This is a genomic window from Clostridium sp. AF19-22AC (assembly GCF_003479085.1).
Lineage (GTDB): Bacteria > Bacillota > Clostridia > Lachnospirales > Lachnospiraceae > Faecalicatena_A > Faecalicatena_A orotica.
Map to the genome: position 1 here is coordinate 20,083 of NZ_QUGN01000011.1, position 22,551 is coordinate 42,633.

The 22,551-nt window shown below is 46.2% G+C and carries 27 protein-coding genes and 1 riboswitch; of the genes, 7 read left to right on the plus strand and 20 right to left on the minus strand.

Annotation, left to right across the window (positions count from 1 at the left end; translation table 11 throughout):
* Nucleotides 1-17 precede the first annotated feature (17 nt).
* From DWX43_RS13590 to DWX43_RS13635, 10 genes are read right to left on the minus strand one after another with little or no spacing between them, the layout of a single operon-like run.
* Entirely contained in the window at nt 18-275 is a 258-nt protein-coding gene (locus DWX43_RS13590) for an HPr family phosphocarrier protein (RefSeq protein WP_109732020.1), read from the minus strand.
* Between the two features lie 34 nt (nt 276-309).
* On the minus strand, nt 310-1,140 hold the full coding sequence (locus tag DWX43_RS13595) for a PTS system mannose/fructose/sorbose family transporter subunit IID (RefSeq protein ID WP_118620659.1): 831 nt from the start codon (nt 1,138-1,140) through the stop codon (nt 310-312).
* 17 nt (nt 1,141-1,157) lie between these two features.
* On the minus strand, nt 1,158-1,904 hold the full coding sequence (locus tag DWX43_RS13600; protein WP_109732018.1) for a PTS sugar transporter subunit IIC: 747 nt from the start codon (nt 1,902-1,904) through the stop codon (nt 1,158-1,160).
* Nucleotides 1,905-1,917: 13 nt separating this feature from the next.
* Nucleotides 1,918-2,409: a PTS sugar transporter subunit IIB gene (locus DWX43_RS13605; protein ID WP_109732017.1), complete on the minus strand. Its 492-nt coding sequence runs from the start codon at nt 2,407-2,409 to the stop codon at nt 1,918-1,920.
* Between the two features lie 19 nt (nt 2,410-2,428).
* Nucleotides 2,429-2,857 carry a hypothetical protein gene (locus DWX43_RS13610; RefSeq protein WP_181368742.1) on the minus strand — a complete coding sequence of 143 codons (429 nt, stop codon included), beginning with the start codon at nt 2,855-2,857 and terminating at the stop codon, nt 2,429-2,431.
* 13 nt (nt 2,858-2,870) lie between these two features.
* Entirely contained in the window at nt 2,871-3,860 is a 990-nt protein-coding gene (locus DWX43_RS13615; RefSeq protein ID WP_118620661.1) for an aldo/keto reductase, read from the minus strand.
* Nucleotide 3,861: 1 nt separating this feature from the next.
* Nucleotides 3,862-4,761, minus strand: coding sequence for an alpha/beta fold hydrolase (locus DWX43_RS13620; RefSeq protein ID WP_207666093.1), 900 nt, complete (start codon nt 4,759-4,761; stop codon nt 3,862-3,864).
* Nucleotides 4,746-5,954, minus strand: a complete 1,209-nt coding sequence (locus tag DWX43_RS13625; protein WP_118620663.1) for a M20 family metallopeptidase — start codon at nt 5,952-5,954, stop codon at nt 4,746-4,748. Before DWX43_RS13625 ends, DWX43_RS13620 begins: the two co-directional genes overlap by 16 nt.
* Nucleotides 5,941-6,840: a class II fructose-bisphosphate aldolase gene (locus DWX43_RS13630; RefSeq protein WP_118620664.1), complete on the minus strand. Its 900-nt coding sequence runs from the start codon at nt 6,838-6,840 to the stop codon at nt 5,941-5,943. Before DWX43_RS13630 ends, DWX43_RS13625 begins: the two co-directional genes overlap by 14 nt.
* Nucleotides 6,825-7,907: an alcohol dehydrogenase catalytic domain-containing protein gene (locus DWX43_RS13635; protein WP_182440694.1), complete on the minus strand. Its 1,083-nt coding sequence runs from the start codon at nt 7,905-7,907 to the stop codon at nt 6,825-6,827. Before DWX43_RS13635 ends, DWX43_RS13630 begins: the two co-directional genes overlap by 16 nt.
* A 290-nt stretch (nt 7,908-8,197) precedes the next feature.
* Here DWX43_RS13635 and DWX43_RS13640 point away from each other — a divergent pair, with 290 nt between their 5' ends.
* Entirely contained in the window at nt 8,198-9,052 is an 855-nt protein-coding gene (locus DWX43_RS13640) for an AraC family transcriptional regulator (protein WP_118620666.1), read from the plus strand.
* Between the two features lie 116 nt (nt 9,053-9,168).
* A complete protein-coding gene (locus DWX43_RS13645; protein ID WP_182440695.1) occupies nt 9,169-10,662 on the plus strand; it encodes a glycosyl hydrolase in 1,494 nt (497 codons plus the stop codon).
* A gap of 82 nt (nt 10,663-10,744) precedes the next feature.
* Here the strand turns inward: DWX43_RS13645 and DWX43_RS13650 are convergent, their stop codons facing one another.
* Nucleotides 10,745-11,659 carry a S8 family peptidase gene (locus DWX43_RS13650; RefSeq protein ID WP_109732180.1) on the minus strand — a complete coding sequence of 305 codons (915 nt, stop codon included), beginning with the start codon at nt 11,657-11,659 and terminating at the stop codon, nt 10,745-10,747.
* Nucleotides 11,660-11,807: 148 nt separating this feature from the next.
* Here DWX43_RS13650 and DWX43_RS13655 point away from each other — a divergent pair, with 148 nt between their 5' ends.
* Nucleotides 11,808-12,068, plus strand: coding sequence for a chorion class high-cysteine HCB protein 13 (locus DWX43_RS13655; RefSeq protein WP_118620668.1), 261 nt, complete (start codon nt 11,808-11,810; stop codon nt 12,066-12,068).
* Nucleotides 12,069-12,145: 77 nt separating this feature from the next.
* Here DWX43_RS13655 and DWX43_RS26975 read toward each other — a convergent pair whose 3' ends face one another.
* The gene (locus DWX43_RS26975) at nt 12,146-12,292 is read right to left on the minus strand and encodes a hypothetical protein (RefSeq protein WP_181368741.1); all 147 of its coding nucleotides are present in this window, start codon (nt 12,290-12,292) and stop codon (nt 12,146-12,148) included.
* Between the two features lie 126 nt (nt 12,293-12,418).
* Here DWX43_RS26975 and DWX43_RS13660 point away from each other — a divergent pair, with 126 nt between their 5' ends.
* Together DWX43_RS13660 and DWX43_RS13665 are read left to right on the plus strand one after the other, a co-directional pair.
* Nucleotides 12,419-13,057: a hypothetical protein gene (locus DWX43_RS13660; protein WP_182440696.1), complete on the plus strand. Its 639-nt coding sequence runs from the start codon at nt 12,419-12,421 to the stop codon at nt 13,055-13,057.
* Complete coding sequence (locus DWX43_RS13665; protein ID WP_118620669.1) at nt 13,008-13,289, plus strand: hypothetical protein; 282 nt, start codon at nt 13,008-13,010, stop codon at nt 13,287-13,289. The genes DWX43_RS13660 and DWX43_RS13665 overlap by 50 nt, the downstream gene beginning before the upstream one ends.
* Here DWX43_RS13665 and DWX43_RS13670 read toward each other — a convergent pair.
* Nucleotides 13,286-13,759: an acyl-CoA thioesterase gene (locus DWX43_RS13670; RefSeq protein ID WP_109732007.1), complete on the minus strand. Its 474-nt coding sequence runs from the start codon at nt 13,757-13,759 to the stop codon at nt 13,286-13,288. The two genes, DWX43_RS13665 and DWX43_RS13670, sit on opposite strands and share 4 nt — an antisense overlap.
* A complete protein-coding gene (locus DWX43_RS13675; RefSeq protein WP_118620670.1) occupies nt 13,759-14,244 on the minus strand; it encodes a hypothetical protein in 486 nt (161 codons plus the stop codon). Before DWX43_RS13675 ends, DWX43_RS13670 begins: the two co-directional genes overlap by 1 nt.
* A gap of 194 nt (nt 14,245-14,438) precedes the next feature.
* Here DWX43_RS13675 and truA point away from each other — a divergent pair, with 194 nt between their 5' ends.
* Nucleotides 14,439-15,170: a tRNA pseudouridine(38-40) synthase TruA gene (gene truA, locus DWX43_RS13680; RefSeq protein WP_118620671.1), complete on the plus strand. Its 732-nt coding sequence runs from the start codon at nt 14,439-14,441 to the stop codon at nt 15,168-15,170.
* Between the two features lie 32 nt (nt 15,171-15,202).
* On the opposite strand, the gene thiC is transcribed toward truA, so the two are convergent.
* From thiC to DWX43_RS13695, 3 genes are all read right to left on the minus strand, one after another.
* Complete coding sequence (thiC, locus tag DWX43_RS13685) at nt 15,203-16,507, minus strand: phosphomethylpyrimidine synthase ThiC (RefSeq protein WP_109732004.1); 1,305 nt, start codon at nt 16,505-16,507, stop codon at nt 15,203-15,205.
* Nucleotides 16,508-16,588: 81 nt separating this feature from the next.
* Nucleotides 16,589-16,700: riboswitch (TPP riboswitch) on the minus strand.
* Nucleotides 16,701-16,791: 91 nt separating this feature from the next.
* Nucleotides 16,792-18,837 (minus strand): ferrous iron transport protein B, encoded by a 2,046-nt coding sequence (gene feoB, locus DWX43_RS13690; RefSeq protein ID WP_118620672.1) that lies wholly within the window; start codon nt 18,835-18,837, stop codon nt 16,792-16,794.
* Nucleotides 18,834-19,061 (minus strand): FeoA domain-containing protein, encoded by a 228-nt coding sequence (locus DWX43_RS13695; RefSeq protein ID WP_109732002.1) that lies wholly within the window; start codon nt 19,059-19,061, stop codon nt 18,834-18,836. The genes feoB and DWX43_RS13695 overlap by 4 nt, the downstream gene beginning before the upstream one ends.
* A gap of 193 nt (nt 19,062-19,254) precedes the next feature.
* Here DWX43_RS13695 and DWX43_RS13700 point away from each other — a divergent pair, with 193 nt between their 5' ends.
* Entirely contained in the window at nt 19,255-20,271 is a 1,017-nt protein-coding gene (locus DWX43_RS13700) for a putative ABC transporter permease (RefSeq protein WP_118620673.1), read from the plus strand.
* A gap of 86 nt (nt 20,272-20,357) precedes the next feature.
* Here the strand turns inward: DWX43_RS13700 and DWX43_RS13705 are convergent, their stop codons facing one another.
* The 3 genes from DWX43_RS13705 to DWX43_RS13715 form a co-directional block, all read right to left on the minus strand.
* Nucleotides 20,358-20,933, minus strand: a complete 576-nt coding sequence (locus tag DWX43_RS13705) for a signal peptidase I (RefSeq protein ID WP_118620674.1) — start codon at nt 20,931-20,933, stop codon at nt 20,358-20,360.
* A gap of 23 nt (nt 20,934-20,956) precedes the next feature.
* A complete protein-coding gene (locus DWX43_RS13710; RefSeq protein ID WP_118620675.1) occupies nt 20,957-21,481 on the minus strand; it encodes a hypothetical protein in 525 nt (174 codons plus the stop codon).
* Between the two features lie 128 nt (nt 21,482-21,609).
* Complete coding sequence (locus DWX43_RS13715) at nt 21,610-22,527, minus strand: LysR family transcriptional regulator (RefSeq protein WP_109731998.1); 918 nt, start codon at nt 22,525-22,527, stop codon at nt 21,610-21,612.
* Nucleotides 22,528-22,551: the final 24 nt, after the last annotated feature.

Here is a 22,551-nt window from a genome sequence, read left to right on the forward strand (position 1 = left end):
CCGGCTCTCCTGTTGATCTATAAATTCTTCTGAAAATACTGTTCCAGTATCTGTGCCTCTTTTGCCTCATCCGGACCTTCCAGCGTTACCGTTACTTTTACTTCCTTTGAAACCCCTAACTTCAATACTGCCAGCAGCTTTTTAGCATTGGCCCTTTTCCCCTGTGCTGACAGGATAACTTCCGAAGTATAGGACTGGGTCTGTTTCACAAGCATTGCTGCCGGCCTCGCGTGAATTCCTATTTCACATTTAATCGTATAGGTAAATGATTCCATCTCTTCCTCCTGTCATATATCAGGGTGCCGCTTCTTAAAAGATTCCGAAGAATGAACCCACCACACTGACTGCCATAACAGAAAGACAGATGAGTCCATACCTGTTTGTTTTCTTCATAATAAAATAGATCAAAAATAGCGCGCCCAGCGGCAGAATCCCGCCTACGATAGAATCCAGTGCCTCCTGCAGTACAATGGCATCATTGTTTCCGATCACAATCTCAATCGGAGTCGCCAGAGAAACATAACTTGCTCCCAGGGCGCCCATCATAAACATACCCAGAATACTGGAAATGGTAGTCAGTTTACTGATCAGATTTCCGCCTAAGATGGCTGTAAATGCACTCTTTCCCATCCTGTACCCCATCTGGTACAGATATCGTCCCTCGAGATACATCAGCACTGCAAATATGATGGCAATGACTGCACCCAGAGGGTTCCCTTTTATCGCCAGATCACAGCCGATCCCAAGAAATATCGGCTTCAGTACCGTCCAGTTCAGAGAATCCCCCAGCCCCGCGAACGGTCCCATCAGGCCAACCTTTAGACTGGTGATGATCGAGTTTTTTTCTTCCTCGGGGAGTTCAACCATAGTCTCTTCCATCGACACGGTTGCCCCTACAACTGTTGCCCCGATACAGCCTTCTGTATTAAATAGTTCCGACTGCCTTTTCAGTGCTTTTTTCAGTCCCTCCGGATTATCTTTATATAATTTTTCCAGTATATGAAGCTGAGAGCGGCACATGCCGATTCCCTGCATCCTCTCGTAAGAGTGTCCTACTTCTGCCCACTGGTGCCATCCATTATAAGCCTTTCTGATATCTTTCTTAGTCAGGACAGATTCTTTCTCTTGATTTTCAGCCATATTTCCACCTACCCTCTCTACTGCTTTTCCGTTCTGAAAGCAGACACATTCCACATAATCGCTACAACACAGCCGCCCATAATGGCCGCCCCGATTACAGAAACTCCGAATAGTATAACCATGAAATATCCCATCAGGAATACAGGAATCATCTTTGGCCGGTCAATCACCTTCAGCGTTACCATAATACCAATTGCAGGCAGTATACCACCGGCTACATTTAACCCGTTCACAATCCACTCCGGCATCTTCTCAACAAGTGCCATGACAACAGTAGATCCAAAATAAACACCGATAAATGCAAATGGGAATGAGATTACGAAATCAATGGCTGCAGTCAGCCATGTCATTCTTTTGATCCCCCTGATATCCCCTCTGTCGACATATTTATCCACAACATGGGCCATATAGTTGTTTACTGAATAGAAAAACGGGGTATTCATATTGCCGATCAGTCCCACCGCGATACACAGCGGCAAGGCTGTTTTAACATCCATGCCTGTAATCAGTGCCAAAGGAATCGTAATACATGAGGCAAGGCAGATATCCGACGGCTCTACCCCGCCGGATGCCACCTGGCTGATCGTCAGGAGGGTAATCTGTCCGCCAAGAATCATAGCAGTGGAAATATCACCGGTTACAATGCCGAATATAAGGCCATGTACAAGACCACACAGCCAGAATATATTCATCGGCACATAGAACATTTCCGTATTGGCATAACCATATATAATGCCGGAAATAATAGCGAGCTTCAACGTCATATAGATTCCCTCCCTACTTCTTCATCTTTTTCTCAATTACAGAATACTTCAGTTCTCTGTCATCCGGCACATTCTGCATGCAGATCGTGACACCGCTCTCCTTCATTTTTTCCAGCATCCCGGCCTCTGCATCACTTAGAAAAATATATTTGCACACATCTGTTTTTCCTGGTTCCTTCGGGCAGTTTCCAAGCTGTACTTTGTCCATCGGCATTCCCTCTTCGAATGCTTTATAGCAGGACTCTACTGTCTGGAACAGTACAAGCAGGGTTTCATCCTGAAATGTATCTGCCTTCCATTTTTCAATAAAGTCTGAGGTCCCGAGAAGACTGAATTCATAATTCTTAGGCGCCGCCATTTTATATACAAGCATCATCATCTCATCTTTACAGAGCACGTCATCAATGACTACAATCCGGTCCGGATGGACCGCCTTGCTCCACCTGACTACCACCTGTCCATGCACCAGTCGGTAATCTATCCTGATTAATCCTATATTTGCCATTCCTTTACGCCCCTTCCTCTTACTCATTAAAGTTCATGATACCCTCCTGTCCGTCCAGAACGAGCTGTTTCGCCATATCCGCCAGGGAATCAGTCTCCTGCCTTAATTCTACCGCACTTAAGAGCATAGGCAGGTTCATTCCCAATACCGCATACACCTCTTTCTTCTGTACCAGAGAGTATTTTCTCAACTGGTTGCAGGGTGTTCCGCCCATCAGATCTACCAGACAGATACAGCCTTTTTTATAACTTTCCATCGCCTTTACAAAACTTTTATAAAACTCTTCTACATTATCTCCTTCTTCCAGCGAGAAAGCCGCCACATTATCTACTTCAGAATAAATCAGCTCCATTGTCTCGAAGAGAGCCTTTGCATAAGGCCCGTGGCTTAAAAGTAATATTCCGGGCTGGGACTGATTTATTTTAGCTGCATCAAAAACGCTTTCCATAGTCCATTCCCTCCTATTCATCCCAGGACGGCTCCAGCATTGTCAGCCCAAGCCTTTCCGCTTCCAGAGAAATTCTACTGATCTCATCATCCGTAAGCGTCCACTCGAAAGCCTCACAATTTCGTTTTGCCTTACCTGCATTATGCGCCCCAATCAGGGCTGTCCCTATATATGGCTGCTGTGTGCTCCAGTTGACCGCCACCTGCGACACCGGCCGGTTATGGGTCTTCGCTATATCATCCATTGTCTCCAGCAGCTTCATAATGTTTGAAAACACCGGCTCCCTATAGTAAAGAGAATAAAAATTATTCCGGATATCATTCTCTTCAAATTCCGGTATCTGCCGGTAAATACCAGACAGGATACCTCCGCCCAGCGTCCCGTATGACATGGTGTCAATGCCCTGTTCTTTTGCCCACAGAATCATCTCTTTATTTGTCTGGTTTAAAAGGGAAAAGGATGGCTGGATCACGTCAATCCTTCCGTATTTCATCGCCTCTTCCGTCTCCTCTTTTGTAAAATTAGACAGGCCGGTGAATCTGATTTTCCCCTGTCTCCTCAATTCTTCCAGAGCCCCCATTGTCTCTTCTATAGGTGTTTCCCGATCCGGTTCATGTATAAAATAGAAGTCTATGTAGTCTGTCTGCAGGTTTTTCAGAGACTCTTCGCACTGCCGGATTACTGACGGATAGGATGCCGAATTAATACACTCCTCTTCCGGGTCAGGAAGCAGACCGCATTTCGTTGAAATCAATACCTTATCTCTCTTTCCTTTTACCCCTTCGCCGACCAGTCTTTCCGAACTCCCCCAGCCATAAGCCGGGGCCGTATCAATCAGATTAACGCCTTCCCCAATCAGAACATCCATCGCCTTCAGACAGTCTTCTTCTGTAAATCTTCCGTAGAAGTTATTTCCCTGTGCATCTGCCCCTCCATTCCCCCAGCTTCCCAGTCCCAGTACGGAAACTCTGACATCTGCATTTTTAAAATGTTTATATCTCATTTTACACTCCCTTCTCCCTTTGCTTCTCATGGTCCAAAATGAAGGATATAATCTCCTTTAATGTTTCCTCCGGTTCATCTGTAAACACGGAATGACTGCTGTTTTCCATGACGACAGCCTTTCCTTTTGGAATCAGGTCTGCAATCTCATAAGTAAATGAAACCGGTGCCACCCAGTCATGCCTGCCTCCGATTACCAATGTTGGACAGGTGATCGTGTGAAGTTCTTCCCGAAAATCAAAAGTCAGCTGTTCCCCGCCAAACCATTGATTTACCGCATCATAGGACGGGATTCCCCGCCGGATCTCCTCCTCGACCTCCTCTCTGCTTACTTCCCCGGTTCTTACTTTATAAGAGTACAGGTCCATAAAAACCTTATAATATCTGTCATATTCTTCATTATTCGGAAAAGTCCCGTGCCACAAATAGTCTTTACCCATCTGTATTTGTTCCTCCGTCCCGAGTTTTTCTAATTCCGCAATTCCTTTTTCGTGGACGGAATGATCACAAGCCGTAGTGATCAGCACAAGTCCGCTTAAATTTTCCGGATAACGGATTCCATAGGCCTGCCCTACATAACCGCCATAACTCTGCCCCAGAAGGTAGATTTTATCAAGTCCGAGGTATTTTCTGAGCCCCTCGATATCCTCTACATTCTGATCAAGGGTATACTCTTCCTTTTTCGTTCTTTCGCTTCTCCCGTTTCCTCTGTAGTCAATATAAACAAGCTGCATATAGTCACTGAGAGGGCTTAATACCGGGCAGTAATCCCCGTGGTCACAGCCGGGTCCGCCGTGTACGACAAAACAGACCGGCTTCTCTTTCATAACGGGGCCTTCCGGCACAAACTGCTTCCCTTCTACATCAAAAAATATCCTTGCTCCGTTTATTTCTGCAAACAATTCCCATCCTCCTTCTTCAAAAACCATTCCATTGAAAGATGTGCCAGAAAAGCGGCACCTTTCATCAATAACGTTTCATCCGTTACAAATCCGGGATGATGATTCCCATATGGGCTTTCCGGCTCAATGGTCTGATAGAACCAGTAAACACCGGGGCACTGTTCCAGATAACAGGCCATATCATCACTGGCAAGTATCGCACCTTCCAATTCCGATACCTGTTCTTTTCCCCAGAACCGCTGTGCCTGTTCTCTGAAAAATGTAGTACAGGCCGGATTGTTTTCCAGTACCGGATACCCTCTGCTATAATGGATGTCACAGCCTGCGCGCATTGCTTCGGCAGTCTTAGTGCAGATCGTAACGATCCGTTCTTCCATATACGCCCTGAATTTGCTGTCTGTTGTCCTCAAAGCCCCTCTCATGACCACGCTGTCGGAAATGATGTTGTCAGCCGCACCACCGTGTACCGATCCAACTGTAAGCACCGCCGGTTCTGTCCCTCTGCGTTCCCTGCTGATTAGTGTCTGCAAAGCCAGAATGATCTGAGCGGCAGTTACTACAGGATCGATTCCCTGTTCCGGCATCGCACCGTGACACCCTTTTCCATGAATTGTAATGGAAAAACTGTCTTTTGCCGCCATCACCGGACCGGATTTCACTCCGATATTCCCCTTTGGCAGTCCCGCAAGGTTTCCTGCATGCTGTCCGAATACAGCCTCCACAGGCCCTTCAAGAATCCCCTGGCCAAGCAGCAGGACAGCCCCTCCCGGTTCCTCTTCCCCCGCCTGAAATAAGAGTCTTACACATCCCTTCATCCGCTGCCTGTACCGCATAAGAATCCGGGCCGCGCCGAGCAGCATCGCCATATGGGCATCATGTCCGCAGCTGTGCATATTTCCATTTGCTGATGCATATGGAAGCCCTGTCTCCTCTGCCATCTCAAGTCCGTCCATATCGGCACGAAGCAGAATCACCCGGCTTTCATCCCTTCCGCAAATCTTTGCACTGACACTGCTGTGTCCCTCATAATACACGGGTGTAAGCCCCATTTCCTGCAGTTTTTTCACTATGTAAGCCTTTGTTCGGGGAAGGAAGAGTCCTGTCTCCGGAATCTGGTGCAGCTCCCTGTAACATGATATGACATAATCATCATCTGCCCTTTCCCATTTAATCGGTTCGTTATTTATCTTCATGCTCTTTCCCGCCTTCAAGGCCAAGCTTCTGGACCCCGAATTCCGGGATCTGGGACCAAGCCTTTCCTTTGCAGCCCGTGATGTCAAAAAAGTGTTTTACTTTTTCTTTGATTCCATTTGTGATTACATCAAAGAAATCATACATGCTGTCCCCCTCAAGTTTTGCTTCCATGAGGGCATCATAGCCAGCCTGCACGATATCTCGTGCAAAGTTGACTTTCGCAATCCCGTTCTGGCAGGCTTTATAGATATTCTCGTCCCCGCTGCCTGAACCGCCGTGCAGGACTAAAGGTACACTGCACCGCTCATGGAGCTCTCTGAGCCTGTCAAACTGGATTTTCGGTGTTCCCCTGTATGCCCCGTGTGCAGTTCCCACTGCGACAGCAAGACAGTCAATTCCCGTTTCCTCCACAAAACGCTGTGCTTCGTCAGGATCTGTAAATGCAGTCTTTCCGTCTGTTTCATAATTTTCCCCGTCTCCCACATGCCCCAGTTCCGCCTCTACCGTGACGCCGACGGAATGTGCTATACGCACCAGTTCTTTTACTTCTTTAGCATTCTCGTCAAACGGGAGTCTGGAACGGTCAATCATAACTGCCGAAAATCCGGCCTGTATTCCTGCCACTGCATCTGCAAAATCGGGGCTGTGGTCCAGACAGAGTGCAACCGGTACGGATGCCTGGTCTGCATATGTTTTTACCATCCGGCAGTAGAAGAAAGGATCTGGCATTGTATCCACAAAATTAATAAAAATCAAAGGAGATTTCGTTTCTTCTGCCGCACCGATTGCCGCAATAATGCAAGTTTCATTTTCCCCCAGTACTGCCGGTACTCCATATCCTTCTTTATAAGCCCTGTCTACTATTTCCTTCATCGTAACGTACATAATGACTCCTCCTCATCCTTCCACATATGAACTGCTACCCTGTATGCCCCGGGAGTACTTGCGGCCTCATAAGCCTTCTGGATGTCATCCAAAGGATAATGCGCCTCGATCAGTCCACTTACTTTTACACGCCCGGAATCGAGCAGGTCTGCCGCTATCTGAATATCACTTAATTCCGCGCCGAAGGTTCCCATCAGGCGCAGCCTTTTATAATGAATCTCATTCGAACCAACCGGGAGGTCAGGTGCCGGGTATCCCGCTGCAAAGAAAAGAATCTTCGTATCCATCTGGGCCAGTTCTAGCGCCTGCCTGTTCGCAGGTGTCACGCCTGCCGCCACAATAATGGAGTTCAGCGCCCTGCCATTAAAAGATTCCCGTATCTGCTCCTGATATCCTGCCTCCCCCGGATGAATCACCGGAAATCCTTCTTTCTTTGCGCGTGCTATTTTCTTTTCGTCAACCTCAGTAACCAGAACCTCCGCACCATAGGCCCTTGCTGCCATTGCATTCAAGAGTCCCATCGTCCCCGCACCGATCACCACAACGGTTTCAAAAGGTTTGATATCCAGCATATGGATCCCATGCATAACTGTGGACAAATTCTCCAGAAATCCAATCTCTTCAAAAGGAATATCTGAGTGAAACTTGATCACATTTCTCGCATCCGCCACATAATAATTAGCAAAACCAAAGTCTCCCCAGTATCCGTCCTCTGACTGTACCCAGTCGTCCTCTATATTCGTACAGCCCAGTGTATGGCCAAGCCTGCATTCCCTGCACTGCCCGCAGTTCTCATAAGCTACCAGGCCGACTCTGTCGCCAATATTGAGATGACTGCCTGCATTCTTCCCCTTTTTGATGATTACCCCTGCATTTTCATGTCCTCCGGCCATCGGCATTGGCTGATTTTTTCTTGCCCCGGTCCACAGACCGTAATCTGTTGTACAGATATTGCATGTTTCCATCCTGAGCAGAACCTGGTCATCTCCCAGAGGCGGAAGCGGCCTTTCATGCACTTCCGCCCGATGTGCAGCTGTAATGACTCCAAACCTCATTTTTTCCTCCATTATGCAGCCTCCTTTTCAATTATTTCTTTATTTTTCTGTTTTTATATTGATTGTTTTCATTATATATGTTAAATATTATATTATTTTCCTTTTTTCTGTTATTTTCTTCCTATTTTTAATTCTGTTTGACGATTCAAAAATAAATATGGTTAATTTTAAGGACATGATAAATTAAGAATTGTCCGGCTTCATCCGGGACAAACTGATAAGATGTATAATATCATGCAGTATGTCATGTACTTTGATGCAGTCATACAAAGACAAGCTCTAATAATTCGAGGAGGTTCCGTATGGATTTACAGATCATTTCATCAAGCCAAAATCTTCCCTATAGGATAGAAATCAAATCCCCGTCTCAGGAAGAACAGCACATTCATCCTGAACTGGAGCTGGTTTTTATTTTAAAAGGTTCTGTGGAATATTCTGTGGATTACAAGAAGTACATTCTGAACCAGAGAGATTTTTTCTTTGTAAACAGTCTGGAACTACATCACATTAACTCTTATTCATCCGAGAGCCGGATTTTATGCATACACATCGACCTGCTTGCTTTTACCCGCTTCTATCCGGGGATTACAGATTATCCCTTTCAATACAGGGATACGTTAAACAACAGAGAACATACCGTTTATAAAAATATTTATGCCCAGCTCCATACACTGCTTTATCAATTGGTAGAAAAACCTGACACATTCCTGCTATTGTCGATGTCATGCATCACTAATATTCTCATAGAATTGTGCGAGTCCTGTATTAACATGCAAACTTCTGAGTTGTACGTTAAGAAAGATGAAAAAAGGACCCGGATTATAAACATACTAAGCTATTTGAATGAAAATTATTCGGAGACAATTACCCTTGACATGCTGTCTGAAAAATTCAGTTTAAGCAAACCTTATCTCTCAAAATATTTTAAAACGGTCATGGGAACCGGATTTCTGGATTATGTAAACAGACTTCGTATCCACAAATCACTGGACATGCTGTGTAATACAGAAGAAAGGATTATAGACATCGCACTTGCCAATGGATTTAACACCCAGAAATCTTACAGCCGGGTGTTTCAGAAAGAATTCGGACAGAGCCCTTCCGAATACCGCACGAAGAACCGAAGCTCAAAAAATCCCCTGACCCGGATCTTATAAAGCCCGTTACAAGAGAAAATCTGATTCAGGATTTTCCACCCGGAAAACAGGTTCCATATACACTGCCGGATGAGGAAATCCGAACTGTCAATATCGGTTTTAACCTGAAAACGGCTGTGGACTGGCCCCTGAAACAGATCTGGAACCGCACGCTGTTTCTCGGCAGTGCTTCATTATGCCTGCATCGCAAGGTACAGAATGAAATCCGTGAGCTGACCTCAGAGATTCCATTCCAGTATATAAGGTTCTATGGAATCTTTTCCGACGACATTTTTTTCTGCAGAGAATCGAAAGACGGTACCTACACCTATTTCTGGGAAGAAATAGATGAATTGTTAGACTTTATATGTAATCTTTCACTGAAACCATTCTTTGTGTTTGGCCCATCCTGCGGATTCTTTGCTACAAAACGCGAACTGCTTGGGATTGTGCCTCAGAATTATGCGATTCTGGCTTCCGGGAAAAAATGGGGCCTTATATTGTCTGATTTCTGTTCCCACTGCATTGAGCGCTATGGCAGGCAGGAAGTAAACAGCTGGAAATTCCAGGTCTGGTCTCTTCCGTCAGAAGGTGCCATGAGAACTTCTGAAACCGCACATGATTTTTTCCGTTTCATGAAAAAAACATATCTGACCATACGCCAGATACTCCCACAGGTGCAGATTGGTTCTCCCGCCCTGCTGCCGGATTATGAAGAAGATTGGCTGGATTCTTTTTTTACTTACTGCAGGGAAGAGCACATTCAATTTGATTTTATGAATGTCTACTTATACACACCTACAAATCCACTCAATCTTAATCATCATTATTATGCACCTTCTGGTTTGACAGATGCGGACTTCACAGACAGTCAGAATTATTTTAATGAATCCACACTGAAAATCATTCATTGTATGCAGCGCAATCAGTGCACAGCACCTCTGATTGCCTCAGAGTGGAACATTAACGACTATCCTCAGGATTACTGCCGGGATACCGTTTTCATGCTTTCTTATCTTCTTCATACCCACCTGAACGCGCCACGGCAGATTGATGAAATTATCTATTCCCTAATGCAGGATTACCCGAACGAACTTATTCCATCTGGGGAAGCTTTTTACGGCGGTCCCGGCTTTCTCACTGCTGCAGGGTTAAAAAAGCCGGTCTATACAGGTTTGTGGTTTTTAAATCAATTGGGGGATAAAGAAATCTTCCGCGGTGACTCCTACATCATTACCCGTTCAGGAGAACAGTACCAGTTTATATTCTATAATTACCGTTATTTCAGCAAGACCTTTTTATCAGGGGATAAGGATCTGCTGTCCAGCTTTGACAGATATAATATTTATGAAAAAGGAGAAACGCTGAAACTGAATCTGGTTCTCAATCTGGAATCCGGCAATTATAAAACAGAAGCCTATCTACTCGACAGGCTGCATGGTTCCGTATACGATGCCTGGATGAACATGGGACATCCCGATTCCGTCAGCGGCAGCGTTCACAAATTTCTGAAATCAAAAGACAGCCCTCATTTATTCATTGAGACGAAACAGGTAAAAGAAAATTTATTAATCGAACAAGACGTTCCTGTACATGGTGCAGTGCTCCTTTTAATCGAAAAGCTCTCCTGACAGGCTGCTGCCGTCCACATTCCTTATAGCAGAATATGGACGGCACAGCATTCTAAAAAAGAACAAGTTCCTGCTTCACTTCTTAAGCCTCGAACATCTTCCCCACCTGCAGCATCCCCCACCCCTGCCGGGCGTATTCCGTCTGTACGCAGGATGCCCGCAGCCTAAGTTTCACTTCCACATTCGTCATATCCGGATATTTGGACAAAAGGCAGGCAATGGCTCCTGATACAACCGGAGTCGCCATCGAAGTCCCGCTCTTTACCACATACGGTTTCTGCCACCGGTTGGTATAGTCTCCGTTGCAGCTCAGAATATTCGTCCCCGGCGCCGACAGATCCGGTTTCACAATGCATTCCTGAGTCGGGCCGTTCCCGGAATAATTCCATTCTCCGGTATTCCCCCTCCCCTGTACCACTGCCCTCCGATCCTCAATCGCCCCCACGGTAATGACCTTCTTACTCGTGCCCGGAACCGCCACGGTTCCCTCTTTCGGGCCATAATTTCCTGCAGATACAACCACAACCAGCCCTTCGTCCCAAAGTGCGTCCACCGCGTCCAGAAGGCGCTTCTCCTGCGCCGCATCCAGTCCCGGCTGGGTCCCCACAGAGATATTCACAATCCGCAGCTTCATCTGCCTGTGGACCGATAGCAGCCAGTCTATGCCTGCAACGACGTGATCAACAGAGCCATTTCCCGTATGGTCCAGTACCTTTCCCATCAGGATTTCCGCCTGAGGGGCCATTCCCCCGTAGATACCAGAGGAAAGTTTCCCGCTTCCGCCGAGAATTCCCGAAACGTGCGTCCCGTGCTTCCCGTCGTCGTATATCTTTTCTTTATTATGAACGAAATCTCGAAATCCGATGATTCTTCTATCAAAATCAGGGTGCAGCGTAATCCCCGTATCAAGGACCGCAACCCGCACACCCTGTCCCAGGCATTTATTTATCAGGATATCCGGGCACCAATACCCTACTGTCTGTTTTACCCATTTCATAGAAACACCTTTTTTAATAAGGTATTCAGAAATCTTGTCCTGCGTCCGCGTCAAACAGGTCCGGTAAAATTTTTTCAAAAACTTTCTCACACATTTGTAACCCGCTACATATTATGAACTGTAATCAAACATATATGGAGGATTTAACATGAGTGATTTAAGTGCTACAAACTGTGGATGTGGATGTGAGAGTAACTGCGGAGGTGGCTGTGGCGGCGGAATGAACTCCTGCCTGTGGATCATCATCCTGCTTTGCTGCTGCGGCGGCGGTTTCGGCGGCGGATGCGGCGGAAACAACTGTGGATGCGGCGGAAATGACAGCTGCCTGTGGATCATCTTACTGCTTTGCTGCTGTGGCGGTTTCGGCGGCGGAAATAGTTGCGGATGCAACAATGGCTGCGGATGCTAATTCGTTCACTGCAATAGAACATTCTAATCTAAAAAGTCCTAAAAATCCCCGGTACAGCTTCCTGTGCCGGGGTTCTTTTATGGCCTTGCCTGATTCTCATGGTTCTGGCTGTTCTTCGCTTTCTGTTCCTTCGTATCTTTATTCTCGTTCAGACGTTTCTTGAGCATGCAGTCCTCATCAATCTCATATACTGCATTACCGTCAATGATTAATTTTCGTTTCATATCAATTACCATTCCCTTTCTATTCCCTATTATAGTATGTAGGAACATTAACTTTAGTCTTTCCAAATCCTCATATTTTTATACTTCCGAACATATATATTTACAACGTTATAATTAGGAGTGCTTATGGAAAAACAACCGCCAAAACCAATGACACCTTTTGATGAACTGGTAATACCGCAGCAGCTTCATATGCTGAAGCTGATCCTTCCCTACACTCCTTCTTCTAATCAGCAGTTCCTTGGGGTCTTTATCAAATTTCTGGAATTGAAAGAAACAATGGCATTTTTTCAGAATTCCGGAAATCTTTTACATACTCAGGCATTCAACCGCAGTTCTCCGCCGACTGCTATGGAAATGCTGCAGGAAATCAAACCCTATATGCCTCCGAAAGAAGCTGAAATGATGGACACTTTTTCGAATATGATGAATATAATGGAAATGGTACAGATGTTTCAGGGAAGCGGGGGTGACACGGGCGGAAGTCCCTTCGGAGACATGTCAGATATGTTCTCCTCCTTTGGCGGGGGATCCGGCGGATTCAATCCGATGGATATGATGATGGGGATGCTGACCCCCGAACAGCAGAATATGTTCCAGATGTACAATCATATGTTTGAGGATGAAATGAACTCAAATGAGATGGGTTCAAATGAAAACAGCACAGATCCTGACGGCACAAAAGACAGCTTTTTCGAGAAAGGAGATGATACAGATGAACGAATGGATGAACAATCCGGCAATGAAGAATATAGACCCGGTTAAGCTGGAGCTGATACAGATGGCAGCTTCCCAGACTTCCGGCAAAAGCGGCAGGGACCTTGCCCCGGTCATGCTTGCCCTGATCACCAATGCCAATAAAAAAGGCATCAGTTTCACAGGGGATGAGATGTCACTGATACTGGAAATCCTCAAAGAAGGCAAATCCAAAAAGGAACAGGCCCAGATCGACCAGACTATTAATATGGTCAGTTCAATTATGAAGAAGAAGGGTTAAAAACCTTCTTCTTTTCTCTTAATCCGCATCTCTCTTCTCTTTTCAGCGGCCTCCCACTCTGCGCGCTCTTCCTCCCCTTCCAGAATCAGGCGCGGAACCCTCGTCGGCTTATCATTGTCATCCAGGGCAACCATTGTGAAATAGGCCCGGTTGATCGGGCGGCGCATCCCGTCCATGTTCTCCACATAAGTATCCACACGGACTTCCATAGATGTGTTCCCCACGTAAGTCACCTTCCCGATGATCACGATCACATCCTTCTGGTAGGCACCCTGTATGAATCTCAGATTATCTACCGATGCAGTAATAATATTGCCACGCGTGTGGCGCTTTGCCACCAGCCCTGCCACATCATCCAGCCACTGCATCAGGATTCCTCCGAACAAACGCCCTGCCGCATTCAGATGGTTCGGGCGCACCATGTGTACCGTCTCCACCCTTGAATCGGCAACTCTTCTCTCTTCAACCATTACAACAACTCCAATCCGCATTCTGCTGCTATATTTTTATAGAATTCCAAAGTCTGAAGATCCTCACAGAACAGAGGATACTCCAGATTATAATTCCCCCAGACCACCGCTTTATGTCCCGTAAAGTAAAATGTGGAAAACAGCCAGTTTCGCGCTGTAATCCCAGCCAGAAAACCTAAGTTCTCCTCTTGAAGCGGATAGTATACCCATCCCCGGTCTGTCTCAAATTCTGAAAAAACAGACTTTTCTTTCTCATCCAGCCCGGCCTCAAACTGTTCCTTTTGTTCCTTTTCAAGCACCGCATAATAGAAATCTGCGTATGCCTTGTCATTGTTTTCCTCCAGACAGCGCATAAGGAATGCTTCCATCGCCTGCTTTCCGCCTTTCAGTATGACTGACTGATACTGTCTCAGTCCTTCTTCCACGTTCCCGGTCAGGATTGCCCCTTTAGATGCCAGACCTTCTTTACTCATTGATTGAAACATATTAACCTCCCCTGCAGCCGGAAACTCTATGAAATGATACTTCTCTATTATAATCTCTAAAGCAGTCACACTTCAAGGTAATTTTCCGGAATCTGTTGAATTCTGTGTACCTTTCCTGTAAGATTGAAACATCAGAATCTAAAACCATTTCATTTAAATGAGGGGTTGCCCTCTTTACAAAAGGAGATAAAACAATGCATAATATCAAATTAACACTGGAATATGACGGTTCCCGCTATCAGGGATGGCAGCGCGCCGCGGGTGAATCCACGAATACAGTTTCCAATAAGCTCTTAGAAGTCATTCACAAAATGACTGCCGAGGATGTGGAATTATACTGCGGGGCAAGAACGGAAGTCGGTGTCCACGCTTATGAGCAGACTGTCAGCTTCAAAACCACCTCTGACATGAAACCATACGAGATTCAGCAGTACCTGAACCGCTATCTCCCGATGGATATCGCCGTGCTCACGGCCGAAGAAATGCCTGAACGCTTCCACGCCTCTTTAAATGCGGTTTCCAAAACATATCTGTACCGTATCGCCATAGGTTATGTCCCCAGCGTATTTGAGCGCAAATACACCTACTACGCCTTCAAGACACCGGATATCACGGTTATGCAGCAGGCGGCAATCCAACTGATCGGTAAACACGATTTCAAGAACTTTTCTACCGTAAAAAAGAGCAAGTCCACGGAAAAAGAAATGTATGAGATTAAAATTTACGGCGATGCCGATGAAATACAGATTTCCATGCGTGCAAAGGACTTCCTGCACAACATGCCCAGAATAATCGCCGGCACACTGCTTGACATCGGCCTGGGAAAGAGAAAGAAGGAATGCATCGAAGCCATCTTCTCCGGCGAGGAATCAGCCAGCGCACCATGCGATCCCAAGGGATTGTTTCTTCAGGAAATCGAATATTAAAAGAGGGGCTTTACGGCCCCTCATTATTATTTTTATAAAATATCAATATGTTCCCCTGCCAGTGCCTTATTCATGCTGCGCACCGCACAAAATTTCCCGCACATGGAACAGGTATCCTCGTGTTCCGGCTTCCGCTCATCACGAATCCGTCTTGCCGTATCCGGGTCTATTGCACAGTCAAACTGTGCCTCCCAGTCCAGTTTTCTTCTTGCATCCGCCATCTTGTCATCGATTTCGCGTGCCCCCCTTACCCCTTTCGCAATATCCGCTGCATGGGCAGCGATCTTGGAGGCGATGATCCCCTGCTTCACGTCCTCCACATTCGGCAGTGCCAGATGTTCCGCCGGAGTCACATAACAGAGGAATGCCGCACCGGAGGCTGCCGCGATGGCACCGCCGATGGCAGATGTGATATGGTCATAGCCCGGCGCAATATCCGTCACGAGAGGTCCCAGCACGTAGAACGGGGCTCCCTGACAGACCGACTGCTGTACCTTCATGTTCGCCGCGATCTGGTCCATCGGCATGTGGCCCGGCCCTTCCACCATCACCTGCACATCCTTTTCCCACGCCCGTTTCGTCAGTTCCCCGAGGCGCACGAGTTCTTCGATCTGGCAGACATCCGTGGCGTCCGCAAGACATCCCGGCCTGCATGCGTCCCCAAGAGAAATCGTAACGTCATATTCACGGCAGATGTCCAGAATCTCATCATAATATTCGTAAAATGGATTTTCCTCCCCAGTCATGCACATCCATGCAAACACAAGGGAACCTCCCCTTGAAACAATATTCATTTTCCGCTTGTGGTTCTTAATCTGGTCAATCGTTTTCCTACTGATTCCGCAGTGCAGCGTCACAAAATCCACCCCGTCCTCCGCATGCAGACGAATCACGTCTATAAAATCTTTTGCAGTCAGAGAATCCAGATCCCTCTGGTAGTGGATCACGGAGTCATAGATCGGAACCGTCCCGATCATCGCAGGGCATTCGCTTGTCAGTTTCCGCCTGAACGGAATGGTATTCCCGTGGGAAGAAAGGTCCATGATGGCATGCGCCCCCATATGGACGGCCTCCATTACCTTCTCCATCTCCACACTATAATCCTTGCAGTCTCTGGAAACACCCAGATTCACATTGATCTTCGTCTTCAGCATAGATCCCACCCCCTCGGGGTCAATACAGGTATGCCTCTTATTCGCACAGATCACCGCCCTGCCGGAAGCTACAAGAGGAAGAAGTTCTTCCACTGTCATAAGCTCCTTTCCAGCCACAGTCTTAAGTTCTTTCGTCACGATACCCTTTCGTGCCGCCTCCATTTGTGTTGCATAATTTTCCATTTCTCTTTACGTCCTTTCTTGAATCGTCTTTAAATTAAAAAAACTGCTGCAATGCAACATGAGCATTACAGCAGTAAAATCCATTCACCTTCTGTATATCCCTACGTTGGCATTATCCAAATCAGGTTCATGGGTCTAAGCGATTCAGCTTACTCTCAGCCCGCTTGATACGCGAGCTCCCCTGTTTACGTTTTTTATTATACTATGCGGCCTGTCTTCTGACAAGAGAAAACTGACGATTTTTCTACCACGATTTTTCCATGTTCCAAATTATGGTGTAAACCCTAAAGGAAAAGCCCTGTAATATGAAACGCCAGAAAACTTACTATCCAGGCAACCGCCAGCTGGAACAGAACGATCCCGAGCGTAACCTTCCTGCTGCCCACTTCCCGTCTGATCGTCGCAATCGTAGCCGTACATGGCACATACAGCAGGCAGAATACCATCAGTGCATAGGCATTTGCCGCGCCGAACCCCATTGCACCCAGTGTCCCTACGAAGCTTGTCATCCCGTGGGCCGTAGTGATGTTCTGAATCCCGAACAGAACACTGCAGCTGGATACAACGACTTCCTTCGCCGCGACTCCGGCAATCAGCGCAACCACGATCTGCCAGTAACCCAGCCCGAGCGGCTTAAATACCGGTACAATGGCCTTTCCCACGATGGAGCCAAAGCTCTGGCTGATGTCCGTCACATACCCGGACATGCCGAAGTTCAGAATAAACCACATGATGATTGAAGCGATAAAGATAACCGTACCGGCTTTTGAAAGGTAATCCTTCACCTTTTCCCACACATAAATCGCAATCGTCCTTGCGTTCGGAGTCTTGTACTCTGGCAGCTCGATGAGCAGCGCATGCTCTGCCTTGCTTCCGTCAATCTTGGACAGAATAAATGCCGTCGTAATCGCCACGACAATTCCGAGGATATACATGGAATAACAGGCCAGCATTGCATTTTTCCCGAAAAACATGGAAGAAAACAGTACATAAATGGGAAGTCTTGCGCTGCATGACATAAACGGCGTTACCAGAATCGTCTTCAGCCTGTCCTTTCTGTGCTCCAGTGCACGGGAAGCCATAATCGCCGGAACCGAGCAGCCAAATCCGAGCAGCATCGGAAGAAACGCCCTCCCGGACAGTCCCAGATGGCCCATGATGTCATCCATGACAAAGGCCACCCTCGCCATGTATCCGCTGTCTTCCAGAAAAGCCAGTGCCAGAAACAGGATAAAGATGTTCGGCAGAAACGTCAGGATGCCTCCCACTCCGGAAATGATCCCGTCTACAATCAGCGACTGCAGCATGGAACTGACGTGCCATGCCTCCAGCAGATTCCCGGCTCCCCCCGAGATCCACTCGAGGGCAATCTCAAAGTAGCCTTTCAGCCAGTCTCCGACCGTGAATGTCAGAAAGAATACAAGCGCCATGATCCCGAGGAAAATCGGAAGCCCCAGCCATTTACTGGTCATGTACCTGTCGATCTTATCCGTCCGTTCCTCTTTCTTGTTCTTATTTACCAGCGTCTCCTGAATCACTTCTTCTATAAAGTCATACTTCTGGTTAATTATATCCTTCTCATAGCTTCGGTCCAGTACTGCGGGCATATCAAGAGGATGATTCTCCATGACCGCCTTATCCTGCTCCAGCATCTTGATCGCATGCCACCGCTTATTCTCAACCTCTGGATAATTCTTGTTCAACTGCGTGATGATCTGGTCGATCTTGTCCTCAATATCGTCGTGATATACCATCGCATACTCGCTGTGATGATTATGTATGTGTCCTGTCTTCTGCGGATGGTGGTGGATAAACGGGCTCTGTTTTGCAAAATCCTTGTGATGTGCCACCGCATGCATCAGAATCTCCAGCCCGGTCTTCTTTCTGGCAGAAACCGGAATCGCCGGAATCCCCAGCATCTCCGGAAGGCGGTGCAGGTCGATCTCCATGCCCCGCTCTTCCACGATGTCCATCATATTCAGTGCCAGCACCACCGGTTTGCCAAGCTCAATCAGCTGCAGTGTCAGGTAAAGGTTCCTTTCCAGACAGGAAGCATCTACAACGTCGACGATGACATCCACTTCCTCGCTCATAATACATTCCCTGGACACCTTTTCTTCCATTGTATAAGAGGTCAGGCTGTAAATACCGGGCAGGTCGATCAGCTTGAACTCCTGCTCCTTGTAGAATGCTTTCCCTTCCTTCTTCTCAACCGTAACTCCCGGCCAGTTCGCCACCTTCAGGTTCGCCCCTGTATAGGCATTGAACAGCGTTGTCTTACCGCAGTTCGGATTCCCGATAAATCCTACATTAATAATTTCCCTGCTCATTGTGCTGCCTCCTCCACGGTAATGTGATCCGCAATCCGCCGCCCCATTGCAAAGCGTGTTCCGCGAAACCGGACAGTGACAGCCCCTTTTTTATCATTGTTTAAAATGGTGATCTTTGAACCAGTGGTAAGCCCCAGCGCCTCCAGCCTTCTCTCCAGATTCAGTTCAATATCAATCTCCTGAACCCGGTACGTTTGATTGTTCTTTCCCTCTTTTAACCTCATGGCCGCTCCTGTAAGTATGTTTCTTTCGTATTTTTGTAATTGATAATTATTATCTATTAGCAATTATAAAACTTTTACTGCAATAAGTCAAACACATTGACAATTTCCGCCATAACATTTACCCTATTGTTTAGACGTAGCTGTTCGTGGGTTTTGAGCAGTTATATTTAGATATAGAAAAGGGGCACACAATATGGATATTTACTACATGATACTTTACTTCTTCGTTTATGGTTTTCTAGGCTGGTGTGCAGAAGTCGGTTTTGCCGCGGTAAAGGAGCACAAGTTCGTCAACCGCGGATTTTTAAATGGTCCCATCTGCCCGATCTACGGTGTGGGCGTTACCATAGTCATTGCATTCCTGACACCATATAAGGACAACCTGATCCTGCTTTACATATCCTCGGTCATCCTCGTCACACTTCTGGAGGGTGTCACCGGATGGGCAATGGATAAGATCTTTCATAATAAATGGTGGGATTATTCCAAACAGCCATTCAACATCGGCGGATATGTCTGCCTGATCTTCTCGCTCGTATGGGGCATTGCCTGCGTGGCAATCATGGATTTAGTCCACCCGCTGATCCATCAGGCACTGACATTCATCCCGCACACACTCGGAATTGTGCTGATGGCAGTACTCGGAATCGCAATGTTTGCAGATCTCTACGTTACAGCATCCGCAATCTTCAAGTTTAACAAGCGTCTGGCAAGCATGGAAAAAATTGCCGGGGAACTGCACGAAATATCCGACCAGATCGGCGAGGATATCTACGAAACAGTCGTCGCCGCAATGGAGAAACAGGAAGTCTCCAGACAGAAACTGGATGTGGCGGCCGCAGAGTGGAAAGAAAAGACACAGGAGGCAACTTCCGGTTTACTCGAAAAGACACAGGAAACCGCTTCCGGTTTATTCGAAAAGACACAGGAAACCGCTTCCGGTTTATTCGAAAAGACACAGGAAACCGCTTCCGGTTTATTCGAAAAGACGCAGGAAACTGCTTCCGGCCTGCTGGAAAAAACGCAGGAAATATCTGATGAAATGCGCAGCCGCATCGGCGATCTGAAAACACGTTATCAGGACCTCAGCATCAAGACACCGAAAGTCAGCAGACGTCTTGTAAAGGCATTCCCTAAGATGGAATCACGAAATTATAAAGTTCAGCTGGAGGAACTGCGGAAGAAAGTGAATGAGCGGAGGCGGAAATAGAAGGGCCGGCGAGGAATAGGAATTTAGATTTTATAGTTGGAGAATGGCAAAAGGCAGGATAACCACTCGTGTGAGGTTCCTGCCTTTTAATTGCTGCATATACTTTTTGGCTCTTCGGACTGCTCGGCCTCTTCTTGTGCTTTACGCTCTTCTTTGTCAAACTTACTCCATAGAACTTCATAGATAATCATAATGAACATAATAATTCCAAGTTCTATTAATGCGAAAGGACTCTTTAAAAATAAGACATATTTCCCCACATATGGAATATGGAAAACATAAGTGCCTATGATATCCTCTCTGTGTGAGACATAATCGTCATAGCGGTCTGCTAATGCAGCCTCTGTGAGATAGCGGACGGAGCCGTCTTCCTGGACTTCTGTTCCACGATAATAATGGGTAAATACAGCTTCTTTCCCCAAGCGATCAACATTGAAAGTAATGATGTCACCTTTTTGGGGCTCTTCATTTTCTTTTAAATTTTTAACAAGTACAACAGAGCCAGTCGGTATGACTGGCTCCATGCTGTCTGTTAAGATAACATAAGGTTGATAACCTATATAGTTTTTTACACTCTCAGGGTAATTTTTAGCTAATACTGTGTATAAAACAACCAACAAAATAGTTATAATTGGTACCACATTTACTACAACTTTTTTCATACAAATTTATTTGCCCTCTATATCTATGGTGTTGTTTTTTCACTAAGAGTAGCATCCAGAGTTACTTGCACCTTAGCACTTGAAGCTTTTGCATTCTCTGGTGTTACTACTACTTTGTAGGTTTTATCTGCACTAAATTCCTGAGCTTCTGTTCCCACAGGATTGTTCGTTGTTCCATCTATCACTTTAACTGTAAAGTCATCCGCTGTCACACTATCATCATTTCCAGGAGTAACTATCGCCAAAGATGGAGTAAGTGTAATATTAGCTCCCTCAGTTGGTAAGTTTTCAGCTTGGAACTGTACTTCCTTACTTGTATATGTCGGAGCTGTATCTCCCCATACTCTAGCATTGTCATCAACGGCATCATAAGATAATTCTTTTCCAGATACTAAATCCAAAGATATTGCCTTTCCAATTGTTAATGTTGTTTTACTTGTAGCCGTCAACTGATCCCATGCCGCATAAGACCCCGCCATCGTCACAACAATTGCCCCTGCTGTTACGAATCCCAATATTTTCTTTTTACCAAGTTTTAATTTGTTCATTCCTTATACCTCCTTAAGGCTTCCGTGCTTTTGTTTTATGTTTACATTATATACACAAAAGGAGGTTTTGGCTAATACTTATATGTGATTGTCCCGTGATGCATTTGACTTATCGCGGATGTTGTTTTCTAATCCCCATAGCATTCCAGAAACAGTTTTAGGAATGCTTCGGCCTGTCTGGATAGGATTTCCCGCTTTCTTTTGATCCAGAATAACTTCTGGGTGACTTCGCAGTGGTTTAGAAGCAGGCTGTTTATTTTACCCTTTCTAAGCTCCTCTACCTGCCATTTGTTTCCGAATATGAAGGAGTCTGTTCTTTTAATCATGTTGATGATGGCATGGTAGTTATTCATCTTTATCTTTTTGGAAAAGTCTGCTATCTGGATCTTTCCGTCTATCTTGATGATATTATTGAGATTTGCAAAGTAATCGACCGGAAGGCTGATATGGCTGTATGGGAGCATTTTTTCCACGTCGATGGAAGTCTCATTGTAATAGGGATTTTCCTTTCCTACCTGAATGTAAAGAGGACCTTGGCTGATCTCATGTATTTCGAGGTCTTTTAGTTCTGTCAGCTTGTGAAATGCGGACATCTGAATGTTGTTGATTGTCACAATGCCGATGTCTGCCTCCGTCTTTTCTACCCGGTCCAGTACGTCTTCTATGGTTGTTTCTGTTATATTGATTTCGGTGCGCTCCGCCCTGGTTGTCTCGTAAAACTGGAAAATCATATCGTCACGCATGATTAGTTTTCCGATGGCGATGCTGATTCTGGATTCTATGTATTTTTCATTCTGGAGTCTGATCATCGAAATCTCATCCACCTGCTTCAGGATGGATTTTGCATAATAATAGAAGCCTTCCCCGATCTCCGTTACTTCCACGCCTTTGTTGGTCCTGACCAGCATCGGCGCGCCGAACTCCTTTTCCAGTCCCTGCACGGCCCTGCTCAGGTTCGGCTGTGAGATGTACAGGCTCGCGGCGGCTTTCCTCATGCTCTTCTGGTCTACTATCTCAACAAAATATCTCAAGTCCCTTATTTCCATATTTTTGGCCCTTATCCTTTATTA